General features: G+C 73.5%; 8 protein-coding genes. 3 read left to right on the top strand and 5 right to left on the bottom strand.

The features are described from left to right. Positions 1 to 13: 13 nt before the first annotated feature. Positions 14 to 1,816, bottom strand: coding sequence for a serine/threonine protein kinase (locus WMF33_RS21470; RefSeq protein ID WP_437338894.1), 1,803 nt, complete (start codon positions 1,814 to 1,816; stop codon positions 14 to 16). Between the two features lie 375 nt (positions 1,817 to 2,191). After that, positions 2,192 to 2,998 (bottom strand): hypothetical protein, encoded by an 807-nt coding sequence (locus WMF33_RS21465; protein ID WP_437338893.1) that lies wholly within the window; start codon positions 2,996 to 2,998, stop codon positions 2,192 to 2,194. A gap of 772 nt (positions 2,999 to 3,770) precedes the next feature. Between WMF33_RS21465 and WMF33_RS21460 the strand changes: the two genes are divergently transcribed. After that, the gene (locus WMF33_RS21460) at positions 3,771 to 4,754 is read left to right on the top strand and encodes an aldo/keto reductase (protein WP_437338892.1); all 984 of its coding nucleotides are present in this window, start codon (positions 3,771 to 3,773) and stop codon (positions 4,752 to 4,754) included. Here WMF33_RS21460 and WMF33_RS21455 read toward each other — a convergent pair. Then, complete coding sequence (locus WMF33_RS21455; RefSeq protein ID WP_437338891.1) at positions 4,744 to 7,740, bottom strand: thrombospondin type 3 repeat-containing protein; 2,997 nt, start codon at positions 7,738 to 7,740, stop codon at positions 4,744 to 4,746. The two genes, WMF33_RS21460 and WMF33_RS21455, sit on opposite strands and share 11 nt — an antisense overlap. Before the next feature lie 483 nt (positions 7,741 to 8,223). Continuing rightward, positions 8,224 to 8,934, bottom strand: coding sequence for a hypothetical protein (locus WMF33_RS21450; RefSeq protein ID WP_437338890.1), 711 nt, complete (start codon positions 8,932 to 8,934; stop codon positions 8,224 to 8,226). Between the two features lie 331 nt (positions 8,935 to 9,265). Between WMF33_RS21450 and WMF33_RS21445 the strand changes: the two genes are divergently transcribed. Further along, on the top strand, positions 9,266 to 12,757 hold the full coding sequence (locus tag WMF33_RS21445) for a Kelch repeat-containing protein (RefSeq protein ID WP_437338889.1): 3,492 nt from the start codon (positions 9,266 to 9,268) through the stop codon (positions 12,755 to 12,757). Between the two features lie 138 nt (positions 12,758 to 12,895). On the opposite strand, the gene WMF33_RS21440 is transcribed toward WMF33_RS21445, so the two are convergent. Further along, positions 12,896 to 14,152, bottom strand: a complete 1,257-nt coding sequence (locus WMF33_RS21440) for an SUMF1/EgtB/PvdO family nonheme iron enzyme (RefSeq protein WP_437338888.1) — start codon at positions 14,150 to 14,152, stop codon at positions 12,896 to 12,898. Positions 14,153 to 14,281: 129 nt separating this feature from the next. On the opposite strand from WMF33_RS21440, the gene WMF33_RS21435 reads away from it, so the two are divergent. Further along, a complete protein-coding gene (locus tag WMF33_RS21435; RefSeq protein ID WP_437338887.1) occupies positions 14,282 to 15,877 on the top strand; it encodes a metallophosphoesterase family protein in 1,596 nt (531 codons plus the stop codon). Positions 15,878 to 15,945: the final 68 nt, after the last annotated feature.

Raw genomic sequence — 15,945 nt, 5'->3', positions numbered from 1 at the left:
TGTCCTTCTGCGCTTACTTTCCGAACTCTTCCGTGTCGTTGATGATCCCCTTGTAGGTCGTCGGCGCTGGGGCCGGCGCCGGCGCGGCGGAGGCGCTCTTCGCCGGAGGCGCCGGGGCGCCCTTCGTCGGGGTCGGCGCGAGCTCGATCTTGAGCGGCCGCGCGCCGCTGGTGGTCACGATCACGTCGGTCACCGCCTCGTTCGCCCCCTTGAACACGCGCACCCTGTGCTCGCTCCCGAGCGGCCCGGTGATCTCGAGGATCCCGTTCCTGGTGGTCGCGCGCGCGCCTTCGACCTCGACCGAGGCGTCGGGCGGCAGGATGACCACCTGAACCCGCCTGGGCTGCAGCTCGGCCGCGACGGCCTCCGACGTCTCCGTCGCGGCGGGCGGCGGCGCCGGGGTCGGCGCCGGGGTGGCCGCCGCCGTCGGGAGCACCTCCGGGGTCGCCGCCGCCGCCGGCGGCGCGGCGGGCTCTGGCGACCCGCCGCTGACGAAGTACACGCCGGCCGCGATGCCCGCGGCGAGCAGCGCGGCGCCGGCCACGACCGGCACCCGCGACGCGCCCGGCTGCGTGCCGCGATGCGACTGCGTGAGCGCCCCGGTGGTCGCGGCGCCGGCGTGGTTGGCGGCCGGCGCGATCGCGCCGTGCGGCCCGCCCGGGTTCGGGGGCGGCGCGAACGACGGGTACCCTCCTCCGCGGTGCTCGTGCGGGACCGCGGGGTACCCTCCGCTCTGGTTGGCGGGCGAGGCGGCGGCGTACGCGCCGCTCTGGTTCGCGGGCGAGGCCGCGAGCGCCGGGTACCCTCCGCTCTGGTTGGCGGGCGAGGCGGCGGCGTACGCGCCGCTCTGGTTCGCGGGCGGGGCGTTGACGTTCATCGAGAGCCGCGGCGCGGACTGCCTGCGCACCGCGTCCGGCAGCGGCACGAGCATGCTCTCGTGGATGCCCCAGCCGTAGGGGAGCAGCGGCCGGATGGCGCCGAACATCTCCTGCGCGCTCTGGTAGCGCTGCCCGGGCGCCTGCAGCAGACAGCGGTGCACGATCGCCGCCACCTCCGGCGGCACCCACGGGGCGAAGTCCTGCACCGGCGGCGGGGGATCCGAGCAGATGGCGATGATGAGCTCGCCGAGCGCGGTGATGTGATGGTACGGCGTTCGCCCGGTGAGCGCCTGGTAGAGCACGGCGCCGAGCGACCAGATGTCGGTGCGGTGATCGATCTCCTTTTGCCCGCGCGCCTGCTCGGGCGACATGTAGAGCGGGGAGCCGATGAGGTTCCCGGTGCGCGTGAGGTCGGCGCCCTCGGTCTCGTTCGCCCGGTCCATCTTGACCTTGGCGATGCCGAAATCGAGCAGCTTGACGAGGATCTCGCCGGCGTCGCGCCGCGAGAGGAACAGGTTGTGCGGCTTGATGTCGCGGTGGACGACGCTCGCCTCGTGCGCCTTCTGGAGCCCGAGGCACGACTGCGCGACGATGCGCAGCGAGAGGTCGGGCGCGAGCGGCCCGACGCGCTTGATGAGCTGGTGGACGTCCTCGCCCGCGAGGTACTCCATCGCGAGGAAGGGCAGCTTCGAGTCGCGGTCGACGCCGGCGTCGAGCACCTGGGTGATGTGCTGCGTGTCGATCGCGCCCGCCGCGCGCGCCTCGCGCTGGAAGCGGCTGACCACCTTCGGATCGCGGGTGAGATCGGCCGAGCTGATCACCTTCACGGCGCAGCGGCGTCCGGTCCCCGTGTGCTCGGCCTCATAGACCGAGCCCATGGCGCCCTCCCCGAGCAGCTTGCGTATCTGGTACTTGCCGTCGATGATCGTGCCGATCACAGCGTTCCGGCCACTCTAAGGGATTGCGCACGGGGGGGCAATGTCCGCGAGCGCGCGCGGGCTCGCGGCCCAACCCGTCGCGGATGCGTGTACAGTCTCGCGGGACACGCCGCGCTCCTGGGGGGGCGCGTACCTGGAGCGAGGCGCGGCCTCACCCGGCCACGCCGCGTCCGGACGAGCCAGCCGCCTCCGCCGCCGTCACGTCCCCGGCATCGCTGGCCGCCTGGGGGTAGGCCCCAGGCGGCCGCGGGGATATCTGCGAGAGAGCTGGCGACAGAGGGCCGATGCCGGCCGGCCATCAAGGCGAGGTCGAGGGCTCTGCTAGCGCCGCGCGAGCGGGCGTGGCGTTAGCAGCTGCCGCGGTCCGAGCGCCGGCTACCAGCCGAAATCGCCGCCCCCACCGCAGTGATGCGGCCGGCAGAAGTGGTGGAACGGCGGGCAGCAGTGGTGGAACGGCGGGCAGAAGCGGAAGTCGTCGCGGAAGCGGAAGTCGTCGCGGAAGTCGTCGCGGAACGGCGGGCAGAAGCGGAAGTCGTCGCGGAAGCGGCAGTCGTCGCGGAAGCGGAAGTCGTCGCGGAAGCGGCAGTCGTCGCGGAAGCGGAAGTCGTCAAAGAGCGTGTTGATGTTGACGTTGGTGTTGTTGTTAAAAATCGTGGGGCAGCAGCCGAAGCCGCCGAAGCCGCCGAAGCCGATGCCGCCGAAGCGCGAGCCCACGGCGCCGAAGCCCGGCATGCCGAAGCCGAGGCCCGGCACGCCGACGCCCGGCACGCCGACGCCCGGCAGGCCGAGGCCCGGCAGGCCAGGCGCGCCGACGCCCGGCACGCCCACAGGCCCCTGGCCAATCGGCGCCTGGCCGACCTGGCCAATCGGCGCCTGGCCGACCTGGCCAATCGGCCCCTGGAGACCGGGAGCCGCCGGCCCCTGCGCGCCGATCGGCGCCTGGCCGAGATCCGCAGGCCCCTGCAGCCCCCCCTTGAGCGGCGCCTTGCTCGGCGCCTGCTGGAACCCGCCCCTCGCCTCGTCATCCCCCTCGAGCGCCTGGGCGGTCGAATCGACCTGCTCGACCTCGTCGAGACCGGCCTCGTCGAGCTCCACGTCGCTCACCGAGTCGACGGCGCACCCCGTGCCCAGCGCCGCCATCACCACCGCGAGTCCCAGCACCTTGCCATGAATCGAAAGCATGTTGTTGTCCTCCTCAATATCCCGTGATGGCCGGAAGGCCCGCGCCATCTTGGGCTCATCGAAGAGCAGGCTGTGTGCCTCAGCCTTCGTGTGCAGACACTGCCGCTCGGAGCTCGCGCTGCCGGCCGCGCCGCGCTCGCGAAAAGGCATTCTCTGGATCAGCGCCGGCGCTGGTTTCCCGGGTTCTCAGCGCGAAGACCGGCGGGACGTCCACCGCGCGGCGGTCCTATCGCGCGCGGGCTGTGCGCGTCCGCTGGAGATGACGAACTCACCGCTTTCGCGGCCGTCGCTCGCGCGGCGCGCAAAACCCCCTACCGCGCGCGTTCGAGCAGATCACGTGCGCTCCCGCCCGCGCCGCGGCCGTCGTGAACGAGAGCCGCGGCGACCCTCCGGCGACGCGCGGGCGGCCGGCGCGCGCCGCCTCGCGGGCCGATCGTCTGACCCGGCCAGAAACCGCCCTCGCCGCAGCGGAGGCCCCGGCCCCCTGCGCCTCACCTGCTCAGGATGCGCCGTTTGTGACCAACGAAGGCAAGAGGCGAGTCGATCGACTCGGGCCGTAACCATCCGCCTCCGTCACCGCGGCTCCGCGGTGGGCGCTCGAACTCCGCAGCTCCGCCGTGCGCGCTCGAGTCCGCCGCGCCAGAGCAAACCTGCGCCGATGGACCACCTGATGCGCGTAAGTGGGCTCATGTGAGCGAGCCTGTGTTGTGGGGATCCGGACGGCCGTTTACGTGCGGTCAGCGGGTTGGTAGAACTTTTCTCCGGAGGACGCATGAGCAACGAGCCGAAGGAGACGGAAGGCGCCGACGCGAACCGCCGCGGGGGGCTGCGCGCGGCCGCCATGACCGCCGCGGCCATCGTGAGCGGCGCCGCCGGGGGCGCGCCGTCCGCGGCGCCCGCGTCCCCTCGAGGCGCCGCGGCGGCGCCGCCCCGCACGCTCGGGCGGACCGGCGCGCAGGTGGAGGCGGTGTCGCTCGGCGGAGAGGGGATCCTCCGGACCACCGGCCGGCATCGCGAGGCGGTGCCGGTGATCCTGGAGGCGCTGCGCCTGGGGGTCAGGTACTGCGACACCGCGCCTGCGTACCAGCAGAGCCAGGACTATTATGGTGAAGCCTTCCGCGCCGCCGGGCCGAGCGCGCGCGAGCAGGTCTTCCTCGCCTCCAAGACGCACGCGCGCGATCGCGATGGCGCGCTCAGGCTGCTCGACGACAGCCTGCGCCGCCTCGGGACAGACCACCTCGATCTGTGGCAGTTGCACGACCTGCGCGAATTGGACGAGCTCGACGCCATCTTCGGCAAGGGGGGCGCGATCGAGGCCGTGGAGCAGGCCAAGGCGGACGGCCGCGTGCGCCACGTGGGGATCACCGGGCACCACGACCCGCAGATCCTCGTCGAGGCGATGCGGCGCTACCCGGTCGACACCGTGCTGTGCGCGATCAACCCCGCGGATCCGGCGCGGCTCCCGTTCCTGACGACGGTGGTCGAGGAGGCGCGGCGGCGCGGCGTCGGCGTCATCGGTATGAAGATCATGGCCGCGGGCCGCCTGCTCCAGGATCGCGCCGCGAGCCCGAGCGAGCTCATCCGCTATGCGGCGAGCCACGCCGACACGGTGATCATCGGCTGCTCCTCGATCGCCGAGGTGCGCGAGAACCTCGGCGCGAGGTCCCTGCCCTTCCCCATGCCGCCCGCCGAGCGTGCCGCGCTGGAGGCGCGCGTCGCGCCGCGCGCCGGCCGTTACGACGCCTTCAAGGCCTGAACGGCGCGCCGGCGCCCGCTGAACGCGGCGCGCGCGGCCGCGCAGACCGCGGTCTGCGCCGGCGCGCGAGCGCCGCGAGCAGCAGCAGCAAGCTGGCGCCGGCGCCCTCGCTGGCGCCTCCGCCGGCTGTCATGCGGCAGTCGCAGCCCCCCTCGAATTTCGGCCTGTCGAACGGCGGCTCCCCGTCCGCGCCGCCTGCGCCTCCCTGGCCGCCGCCGGCCCCGGCCTCGCCGCCGCCCGCGCCGCCCGCGCCGCCTGCGCCGCCCGCGCCGCCCTGGCCGGTCGGCATGCAGGTCTCGCCCCGCTCGGTCGGGCACGGATCGCAGGCGTCGCCGAGGTCGTCCTCGTCCGCGTCGGACTGGTCGTTCTCGACGAGGGGGCAGTTGTCCTCGTCGTCGAGCGCGCCGTCGTCGTCGTCGTCATCATCGCACGCGTTGCCGTCGCCGTCGCCGTCGGTGTCGAGCTGATCGTCGCTCGGGTCGTCCGGCGTCGGCAGGGTGGGCCCGTTCGCGACGAAGGGGCAGTTGTCGTCGTCGTCGGGCGCGCCGTCGTTGTCGTCGTCTCCGTCGCACACGTCGCCTTCGCCGTCTTCGTCGGCGTCGAGCTGGTCGTCGCTCGGGTCGTCCGGCGTCGGCGCGGCAGGCCCGTTCGCCACGTACACGCAGTTGTCCTCGAAGTTCCGGATTCCATCGTTGTCGATGTCCTCGTCGTCGCACGCGTCCCCGCGCCCGTCGCCGTCCTCGTCGTGCTGATCCAGGGTGCGGTGGGTCCTGCAGTTGTCGACCTTGTCGAGGAAGCCGTCGTTGTCCGAGTCGAGATCGCGATAATCGGGGATCCAGTCGCGGTCGTCGCCGATCGCGTCGGTGTCTGCCGGAAGGCCGTCCGGGGTGAGCGGCTGCGCCTCATCCTCGTCGGGCACGGAGTCACCATCGCTGTCTCTGTCGAGCGCATCGATACCTTCGTCGTCGTCGTCCGTGTCGGTCGGCTCCGTGAAGTAGCAGCCCCCCGCCTCGCAGGGCGTCAGGCTGTCGGGGAGCGCGTCGCCGTCGGTGTCGATCGGGAGTAGGGCATAGCAGTCGCGCGGGTCGCTCTCCGAGCACACCTCGAGCGCGTCGGGGACGCCGTCGCCGCGGACCGTATCGACGGCCTTTGCGATATAGCAGCTCCGGGGGGCGTCATCCTGGGTGCAGATCCGCAGGCTGTCGATGACCCCGCTGGTGTCGCCGTTGCCGGCGACGCTGTTCCACGGGACGCATGTCACGAAGTTCGGGCACACCTCGGTGGCGTCGTCGATGCCGTCAGCGTCGGTGTCCGAGTTCCGCGAGCCCGTGGCCCAGAGCGTCTCCAGCTGATTGTGAAGGCCGTCGTTGTCGGCGTCGTTGTCGCACGAGTCGCCGAGGCCGTCGCCGTCGGTGTCGGCCTGCGAGGCGTCCAGCCCCGGGGGCGGGTTGGCGACGAACTGGCAGTTGTCGATGTCGTCGGCGACGCCATCGTTGTCGTCGTCGGGGTCGCAGGCGTCGCCGCCGTCGGTGCCGTCGTTGTCGGCCTGCGGCCCGCCCGGGGTCGCCGGTGGATTGGCCGTGAACGGGCAATTGTCGACGTTGTCGAGGACGAGGTCGTTGTCGTCGTCGGGGTCGCAGGCGTCGCCGCCGCCGGTGCCGTCGTTGTCGGCCTGCGGCTCGCCCGGGGCCGCGGGCGGGTTGGCGACGAACTGGCAGTTGTCGATATCGTCGGGAACGCCGTCGTTGTCGTCGTCGGGGTCGCAGGCGTCGCCGCCGCCGGTGCCGTCGTTGTCGGCCTGCGGACCGCCTGGGGTCGCAGGCGGGTTGGCGACGAAGGGGCAGTTGTCGACGTCGTCGGCGACGCCATCGTTGTCGTCGTCGGGGTCGCAGGCGTCGCCGTCGCCGTCGTTGTCGCTGTCGTCCTGCGGCCCGCCCGGGGCCGAAGGCGGATTCGCGACGAACCGGCAATTGTCGTCGACGTCGAGGACGTCATCGTTGTCGTCGTCGAGGTCGCAGGCGTCGCCCTCGCCATCGCCGTCGTTGTCGTCCTGCGGCCCGCCTGGGGCCGAAGGCGGATTCGCGACGAAGGGGCAATTGTCGTCGACGTCGAGGACGTCATCGTTGTCGTCATCGAGGTCGCAGGCGTCGCCCTCGCCATCGCCGTCGTTGTCGTCCTGCGGCTCGCCCGGGGCGGGAGGCGGATTCGCAACGAACCGGCAATTGTCGACGTCGTCGTCGACGCCATCGTTGTCGTCGTCGGGGTCGCAGGCGTCGCCGTCGCCGTCGCCGTCGCTGTCACGTTGGATATCGAGGTCAGGCCCCGGCTCCAGCGGCCCGTTGTCGGCATCGGGGCAGTTGTCGCACGCGTTGCCGAGGCCGTCGCCGTCGTTGTCGTCCTGCGGCTCGCCCGGCGTCGCCGGCGGGTTCTCGATGAACTGGCAGTTGTCGAGCGGCGCGTCGTCCTCCCCGACATCGGGGACGCCGTCGTCGTCGTCGTCGGGATCGCAGGCATCGCCCTCCCCGTCGCCATCGTTGTCGGCTTGCGGCTCGCCCGGCGTCGCGGGCGGGTTCTCGACGAACCGACAGTTGTCGTCGTCGTCATCGATGCCGTCGTTGTCGTCGTCGTCGTCGCACGGGTTCCCGCGGCCGTCTGCGTCGTTGTCGCCGAAGTCCTCGCTGGCGAGGTATGGGCAGTTGTCGCAGTCATTGCCCCTGCTGTCCCCGTCCTGGTTCCACTGGCTCTCGTTCTTGGTGCTCGGGCAGTTGTCGCAAGCGTCGCCGTGCCTGTCCCCGTCTCCGTTCTCCTGTTCGGGATTGGGAAGATCCGGGCAGTTGTCAGGGTAAGCACCGACGTTGCTGACGCAATCGCCATCGGGATCGAGCGCCGCGGGCAGAGTGCACGACTGGGCCCAGGCGCTGCGCGCGCTCAGCACCGACGCGGCGAGGATCGACAAGCCGACGACGAGCAAGCGGGAATGCCACATCACAGCGGACGGGAGCGTGCCGCCACGCAGAGAGTACCGGTGAGAGGAAGGAGACAGAAGGTGACGAGCCACGGCGAGCCCTCCGCGGTAGGTGTAGGAGAATACCATCAAAAGAGCTGCCCTGATCTGGGAAGCCGAGCCGCTGCGAACTGCGCGGCGTTGCCGGGCGTCCGTCACGAGGGAGGCGCGTCGGCGCTGCTTCCGCCGCCTCTCACGGTCGCGGTCCTGGCGCTCGATGCGCCCGCCCTGGGGGTCATGCAGCGGGCGAATTATCGCCGCAACAGCTCGTCTGGCCGCACGCGCGTGCGGCCGAGTGGATGATTGCCGTCGCGGCGAACGGAAGAACCCCAAACGTCGCATGAGCCCTCTCTCGGTTCGGCCGAGATCTTGGTTTTACACCCCTGTCGTCTCCGGCGGCGATCCCATCGTCGTCGCGATCGAGCTGATCTCCGTTGCCACCCGCGTCACGCCGGGCGGCGGTCGTCACAAGACGCACGCGTTCGCAGAAGGTGCCGTGCAATCGTCGTTGCCCTCGCATACGCAGGCACCTTCGACGCACTTGCCCGATCCGCCACATTCTTCGGTGCTGGTGCACACGAACGGCTCGGATTCGATCCTGCAGAACGTCTTACCGACATCGTCGACCCCGACGCACTTGGCTCTCCCCGAGCAATCCGTGTCGACGGAGCACGGGGTGACGCACTGCCTCACGCCGCCGGATGGCACGCACTGCTTGTTCGGATTGGTGCCGCCGTTCGTACAGTCGTCTTGGCTCGCGCACTGCGGCGCGCCGCAGATGCCCTCGTCACAGGTATAGTTCGTGGGATAGCTGTCGCTCGGGCAATTGCCCTGACCCGGCGCACAGCAATCCGCGGGCGTCGCGCAGCCCTTGGCGCAGTAGCCATAGATCGTCGCCCCGCCCGTGCCTCCTGCGCCGCCTGTGCCCGCGCCGCCCATACCCCCCGCCCCGCCTGTGCCCGCGCCGCCGGCACCCCCGCCGCCCGTGCCCGTTCCGCCCCCCTGGCCTCCCTCGCCGCCGCCGGTGCTGCTCCCACCGCCGCTCGTGGTCGTGGTGGTGGCGTCTGCCGCCCCCGCGCCGCCGGTCGTCGCGTCGCCGGGCGCGGCATCCTCGCCGCACGCAGCCCCCTGGAGGAGCGCCGTCACGGCAAGTGAAAGATAGGTCAATCGTCGCATGAATTCCCCTCTCGATTCGGCCGAGATCTCCATTTACACCCCGCCTCTCGCGCGCAGCAAGCGCGTCCGGCGACAGGATCGCGCCCGTGTGGTCCCGTGTGGGGCCCGGCGCGATCCGCGCTGCCGCGCTCCGCCGCTCCGCGCGCGTCGCTCTCCGGTTCGCCGTTCCCGGTTCGCCGTTCCCGTTCCCCCGCTCCCCCGCTCCCCCGTTCTGATTCCGCGGCGCGGCGCTCTCCGGTTCTGATATCGTGCGGCCTCCTCGTCCGGCAGCGCCATGCGCCGGCCACCGCTGCGCCGGCCGGACGGACTCCCGAGGAAGGAACACGACTCCGTGCTCAAGCCCAAGCGCGATCCCGCCGCGCCGCTCCCGCGACCTGCCAGGATCCTCGCCGGCGCGGGCGCCGTCCTGCTGCTTTCGGTCTGCTCCGAGCGCCCCCGCGCGCCGGAGGGCCCGCCGGCAGCTCCGCCCGCGCCGGTCGGCGCGGCGGACAGCCGCGCCCGGCTCGCGGCGATCCGCGCGCGCCTGCCGGGCGCCGGCGCCGCGCTCGCGCTGCGCCCCGGGCCGGCGAGCGTCGCCGTCTCCCCGGGCGTCGTCCGGCCGCACGTCCCGCGCGCGCTCGCGGCCGTGGAGCTCTCGCCCCGCGCCTCCGGGCCGGTCCGTCTCAGCGACATGACCTCGGGCCTCGGCGTGGCGTTCTCGCTGGACGGCGCCGCGGACGCGCCGCTCGCCGAGGCGGACGGGTTCGCGATCTACGCGGGGGCCGGGCCCGACGGCGCGGATCTGCTCCACCGGATCGACCGCGTGGGCACCGAGGACTTCGCGTTCTTCGAGCGCGCGCCCGCGCGCGAGGAGCTCCGGTACCGCGTCGACGTGGGCGGCGCCGCCGGCCTGCGCCTCGTCGCGAACACGCTGGAGTTCCTCGACGCGGGCGGCGCCCCGCGGCTGCGCATCGCGCCGCCGTACGTGCTCGACGCGGACGGCGAGCGGCGGCCCGCGCGGCTCGCGGTGGAGGGCTGCGCGGTCGACACGAGCCCGCGACCGCCGTGGGGTCGGCCCGTCACCGCGCCGGGCGCGGCGGCGTGCGCGGTGACGGTCGCCTGGGCGGGCGCGGGCGTGCGTTATCCGGCGCTCGTCGACCCGTACTGGCAGGTCACCTCCGAGGCGATGGCCGAGGCGCGCACGCGCCACACCGCGACGCGGCTGGACGACGACGATCCGCGGAGCCGGGTGCTCATCGCCGGCGGCTTCGGCGCCTCGGGCGCGGCGCTCGCCTCGGCCGAGCTCTACGATCAGCAGAGCCGCTCGTTCGGCACGATCGCCCCGATGCCCCAGGCGCGCGGCGGCCACACCGCGACGCGGCTCGACACGGGCGCGGTCTTCCTGGCCGGCGGCAGCGGGTCGGCCACCGGGACGGCCGTCACTACCACGCTCGTCTACGCCGACGGCCTGTTCTCACCGGGCCCGCCGATGCGCTCTGCGCGCATCGCCCACACCGCGACGCGGCTCGCGGACGGCCGCGTGCTCATCGCCGGCGGCGCGACCTCCTCCGCGAACGTGTTCCCGCTCGGGACCTTCGACGTCTACGACCCGGAGAGCGGCGCGTTCGTCTCCGGTGACGGCGCGATGCAGGCGTCGCGCAAGGCGCACGCGGCCGTCCTGCTGAACGACGGCCGCGTGCTCGTCGCCGGCGGCTTCGTGGACGCCGTCGTCGCCGGGCAGACGCTCGAGATCTACGACCCGGCGGGGGGCCCGCGGGGCACGTTCGCCTTGCTCTCCCAGCGGCTGATCGGCAGCCGGGCCCGGCACACGGCCACGCTCCTCGACCCCGGTCCCGAGGAGGGCTCGTCCAGCGTCCTGTTCACGGGCGGCGTGACCGCGGCGAGCGGCAATTTCACCTACCTGAGCAGCGCCGAGCGCATCACGATCGCGGGGGACGCCGTCGCCGTCAGCGCGGCGCCCGCGATGGGCGTGCGGCGCGCCGCGCACACCGCGACGCGGCTCTCGAGCGGGGACGTCGTCATCGCCGGCGGGACCGACGGCAGACCGCTCGCCAGCGCGGAGATCTACTCGGCGCTCTCGGGCAGGTTCGGCGCGCTCATCCCGGGCGCGAGGGACCAGCACCATCAGGACCATGCGGCCGTGCTGGTCAGCGGCGGCGACTCCATCGCGTCCGGCGTCGGCGTGCTCGTGACGGGCGGCGTCGGCCTCGCCCTCGCGACGGACGATGTCGTGGTGCAATCCAGCGCGGAGGTGCTGGTGAGGGCGCTCGGGGATGCCTGCCGGGAGGACAGCGACTGTCTGTCCGGGTACTGCACCGAAAACGTGTGTTGCAACGAGCGCTGCGCCGGCCAGTGCATCTCGTGCCTGGCGGCGCGCAAGCAGAGCGGCGACGACAACGGGATCTGCGGGCCTGTCGAGGCCGAAGCGAAGCTCCCGGTGGAGTGCGTCGGCGGCATCGAGGTGCACAACAAGTGCGACGGCGCAGGCGAGGTCGTGGCGAGCGACCTGACGCGCAGCTGCGCCCCCGGCGTGTGCGGACCTGACGGCCTGTGCGTCAGCCGGTGCGCGGCGAGCGCCGACTGCGCGGCCGACGCCTGGTGCGACCTCTCTGCGGGCGCAGAGGGCGAGGGCGGCGCTGGGGGTGCCGGCGGCGCGGCGGGTGCTGGGGGTGCCGGCGGCGCGGGCGCGGCTGGTGGCTCGGGCGGCGGGGCGGGCGCCGCGGGGACCGGCGGCGCGGGGGCCGCTGGCGGTTCGGGCGGCGCGGCGGGCGCTGGTGGCGCCGGGAGCGCGGCGGGCGCCGGGGGCGACGGCGCGGGCGCCGCGGGGGGCTCGGGCGGCGCGACGGGCGCCGCGGGGACCGGCGGCGCGACGGGCGCCGCGGGCACCGGCGGCGCGGGGGCCGCTGGCGGCGCCGGGAGCGCGGCGGGCGCAGGCGGCGCGGGGGCCGGCGGCGGCTCTCCGGCGAACGTCGGCCTGTGCAGGCGCAAGCTGCCTGTCAGCACGAGCTGCACGGACGACGAGCAGTGCGCATCCGCGCACTGCGTCGATGGAGTCTGCTGCGACAGCGCGTGCGGCGCCCCCTGTCAGGCCTGCGACATCGCGAGCTCGCTGGGCAGGTGCACGGCGGTCGGAACGGACGAGCGGCGGGAGGACCCGCACCCCAATGCCGGCGCCGACGGCGCCCCGCGGCGCGAGGGCTGCGGCGGCGAAGAGAGCTGTCGCGGCTACTGCGGCGGGAACGCAGACGGATCGTGCAAGTTCCCCCAGAGCGATGAGGTCCTGAGGGAGGGCGAGTGCACGTGTGCCGGCGGCGACTGCGCCATCGCCGCTGGCACGCAGCTGCGCTTCTCCTGCGACGGCAGAGGCGGCTACACGACCGAGCGCTCGTCGTGCCGCGGATTCCGCTGCGCCGAGGACGGCACGGCGTGCAGGACGACCTGCGCGTCGGACGCCGACTGCATCCTCGACTTCATCTGCCAGGACGGCGCCTGCGCCGATCTGCGCGAGATCGGCCCGAGCTGCGACGGCGAGCACACGCGCCGCATCGCCGGCGCCGCGGATCAGGACTGCTCTCCCTACCGCTGCCCATCCGGCGCCGGCGATTGCCTGAAGCAGTGCCGGTCGACGGCCGACTGCGTCTCCCCCTCGGTGTGCAACCTGGCCGGCCAGTGCGTCGTCCCGCCGTCGCCCCCCGGCGTCCCGTCCTGCTCCTGCCGGGTCCCGGGCGCGCCGGACATGGGCGAGCGAGGCGCGGGCGCCCCGCTGCTGGCCATGCTCGCCGGGCTCGGCGTCGCTGCGGCTGCGCGCCGGCGCCGCCGCTGAGCCCCGGCGAGGCGGGGGATCCCGGCGAGCACGGGAGGCCTCCAGGCCCGGCGGCGCCCCGCCCCGCGGCTCGCCGGGGTCAGACGGCGCACCCTCGCACCGCGGGGGGCGCCGCCGCGCGCCGCAGGGCGCGCGCGCTCACGGTGACCCGATGTCCTTGCAGCAGCGGAATCCCAGGTGGTAGTTCGCGTGGCTGCCCTTGCTCATGATCCGCGTTCCATGCCAGGCGGGCGCGCGCCATCTGCAGTCGTCGGCGTGGACCTCCATCGACGAGAACGCGAACCAGCTGCCCTTCATCTCGGTGAAGCCCCGATCGCCGCGCCGCGCGAGCTCGTCGGGCAGGATGGGCAGGCTCATGTGCTCGGCCACGTTGCCGTGCAGATCGAAGACCCCGAGGCGGCTCCGGCACGCGGGGAAGGCGCCGGCCGGATACGTGTTGGAGCCGCAGCGGTCCCACCCGCCGCCCGGGCAGCCCGGCGTGCGGGCGCTCCCCGTCCCGCAGAGCGCGTGGTTCTTCTCGGAACCGTAGCTCCACACCTTCTCGCGAAGGAGGTTGTGGTGCCAGCTCGCCTCGTCCCGGGGCCGCTCCCACTCGTACTCGACGTCGGGCTCCCTCAGGGCGCCGGCGCACGCCCCTTCCCACTCGTGCGCATCGCAGATCCGCTTCCCGATCGCCCTGCAGAGGAGCGCCGCTTCGCGCGCCCGGACGTGCACGACCGGATACTCGCAGGGGATGTTCGGGAACTCGAGCTGATCGATGCACACCGGCGCGCTCTCCGCGGTCTGCCCGCGCGTGGGATCGAAGAGCGGCACCATCCCCGGCGCGCCGCAGGCCGGCTCGCGCGCCGGCGCGACGCCCGCGAGCTCCCGGGCGCGGCGGCACTCGGAGCGCGACATCGGGTGACGCGAGAGCGCGGGGTTGCCCTGCCCGAGCACCGGCGACGCCGCGAAGATCGCCTCGACCTCCCGCATCGCCTCGTCAGAGAGCGCGAGCTCGCGCCGCATCCGCGCGAAGAGCCGGAGGCGCTGCTCCTCCAGCGTGTCCGGCGCGACGTCCTCGTCGTCCCCCGCGGGCGCCGCGCGCTCCGGCGGCGCGGCCGACGCGGCGAGCGCGCGCTCCTGCAGCGCGCCTGCGATGAGCGGCGCCGCGGCCCGCGCCGCCGGCGCGTTCGCGTGCGCCGCGGTCTCCACGGCGGCGGCCGCGCCGAGCGCGCCTGCGCCGAGCGCGCCCGCGGCGGCGAGCGCCGCGATCGAGCCACCGCCGCGCGCGCCGCGCGCGGTGGCGCTCTTCGCGTTCGCAGCGCGCGGGCCTGTCGAGAGCGCCGGCGGCGGATCGCTCGGCGCGGTCGGTCGCGGCGCGGAGGCCGGGTCGTGCGGCGTCTCGGGGCAGGACATCGGTGGGACGGCTCGCGCTTACTGCTACGGACATCCATCAATTTCGGCAACTTTCAGGGCGCGCGCGGCCGCCTGCCCACCCGAGCGGCTGCTTGACGGTCCTGCCCGGGGCACGTCAAATGAAGCATCGTGCGAAGGGCGGCCCTGCGAATTCTCTACCTGGCGCTCCTGCCGGTGCTCGTCCTGTCCGCCCTGATCGTCGCCCCCGCCGTGGTCGTCTCGCGCATCGCGAGCCGCGGCCGCGTGTGGCGGCCGGAGACGTGGAAGAAGGTCTCCTACGGGAGCCGCTATTTCCGATCGTCGTTCCGGGGTCGGCTCGGCGAGGTCGTCGACGTCATCGACGTCGTCCGCGATCGCCTGATCCTGCTGTTCCTCGTCCTCGCCGCGGTCTGCCTCGCCGGCGGGTTCATCGCGCATCTCCTCGAGATCGGGGTCCCGAGCTGGCTGACCGCGTGGCTGGACGGCTCGATCCTCTCGTCCTTCGGGTCCGATCTCGCGTGGTTCCCTGCGGGCGGCAGCGTCTCGTTCGGGGGCGGCGCGGCGTTCGTCCTCGCCGGCTGCATCGCGCTCGCGCTGCTCGCGCTCGGGCTCTCGCTGTATGCCTGGCTCGCGTTCGCCCTGGGCGAGGCGACCCGGGTGATCCTGCGGTATGGCGGCGCGGCGACGCTGTTCCCCGACCCTGGGGACGCGATCCCCGGCGGGCGGCTCGTGCTCTGCCAGCTCTCCGATCTGCACATCACGGCGGGCGGCCGCGAGCCGTACGAGATCGAGGAGGGCTCGGCCGCGTGGCCCGAGGGGGTCGCTCGCCCCGACACCGCCGAGCTGACCGGCCGTCTCCGGCGGCTCGTCGCGGAGATCGCGGCCATGAAGCCGCCGCTCGTCGCGCTGACGGGCGACATGACCGATCTCGGGGAAGAGGCGCAGTGGGCCGAGCTCGAGGCGGCGCTCTCCGGCATCCCGGCGTCGTCGCAGGTGCTCATGGTGCCTGGCAACCACGATATCGCCATCAACGTCGGCACGTCGCCCGACCCGTACCTCAAAAAGCGGGCCGAGCGCGAGCAGCGCTTCATCGAGGTGCTCACCCGGGTGGAGCGCGGCCCCTTCCAGCCCCGCTTGCACATCCCCGCCCGCAAGCGGGCGCGGCGCCGGCTGCGCGCGATCGCCGGCCTGTATCCGCGGCGGCTCGATCTCGAGGGGGGAATCCGGATCTTCGGGCTCAACTCGAACCGTTACCGCTCGCGGTTCGTGGGGTCGAACGCGATCGGGCAGATCGGCGGCGGTCAGCTCCGGCGCCTGGCCCGCGCGCTCCGGCGGGGCTCCGGCCCGGTCATCGTGCTCCTGCACCACCACGTGGCGCGCCTCGCGGGGCCGATCTCGCTCAACGACACGTTCATGATCGCGATGGATGGCCCGCGCCTGCTCGAGATGCTCGCGGCGTACCAGCAGAAGAACCCGAAGAAGAACAGCGCGCTCGTGCTGCACGGGCACAAGCACCTCGCGTTCTTCGGCCACTACCGCTCGAAGAGCGGCGGTCGCGTCAGCGTCTACGCGCACCCCTCGTCGACGCTGGGCCACGAGACGGACGGCCACCTCGACGGCGTCGCCCGGTTCGCGGCGATCCGGCTGACCGACGAGGGCATCTGGCGCGTCGAGACGCACCCGCTCCGCCCCGCGCGCGCCGCCGTCGAGGCGCCCCCGGCCGCCGCCGAGGCTGCGATGTCCTGAGGATGAACCGCCAAGCCGCCAAGGACGCCAAGAGTGGATTGTCTTCTCGGCGTTCTTGGCGGCTTGGC

Source organism: Sorangium sp. So ce394 (assembly GCF_051474665.1).
In the GTDB taxonomy this organism is placed as follows: Bacteria; Myxococcota_A; Polyangia; order Polyangiales; family Polyangiaceae; genus Sorangium; species Sorangium cellulosum_D.
Note: the sequence above shows the minus strand (reverse complement) of the source record. Positions and strands in the feature narration are given on the sequence as shown.

Coding starts and splice junctions, on each gene's coding strand:
- WMF33_RS21465 (WP_437338893.1), bottom strand. CDS start 2,998: ATGCTTTCGATTCATGGCAAGGTGCTGGGACTCGCGGTGGTGATGGCG.
- WMF33_RS21460 (WP_437338892.1), top strand. CDS start 3,771: ATGAGCAACGAGCCGAAGGAGACGGAAGGCGCCGACGCGAACCGCCGC.
- WMF33_RS21455 (WP_437338891.1), bottom strand. CDS start 7,740: ATGTGGCATTCCCGCTTGCTCGTCGTCGGCTTGTCGATCCTCGCCGCG.
- WMF33_RS21450 (WP_437338890.1), bottom strand. CDS start 8,934: ATGCGACGATTGACCTATCTTTCACTTGCCGTGACGGCGCTCCTCCAG.
- WMF33_RS21440 (WP_437338888.1), bottom strand. CDS start 14,152: ATGTCCTGCCCCGAGACGCCGCACGACCCGGCCTCCGCGCCGCGACCG.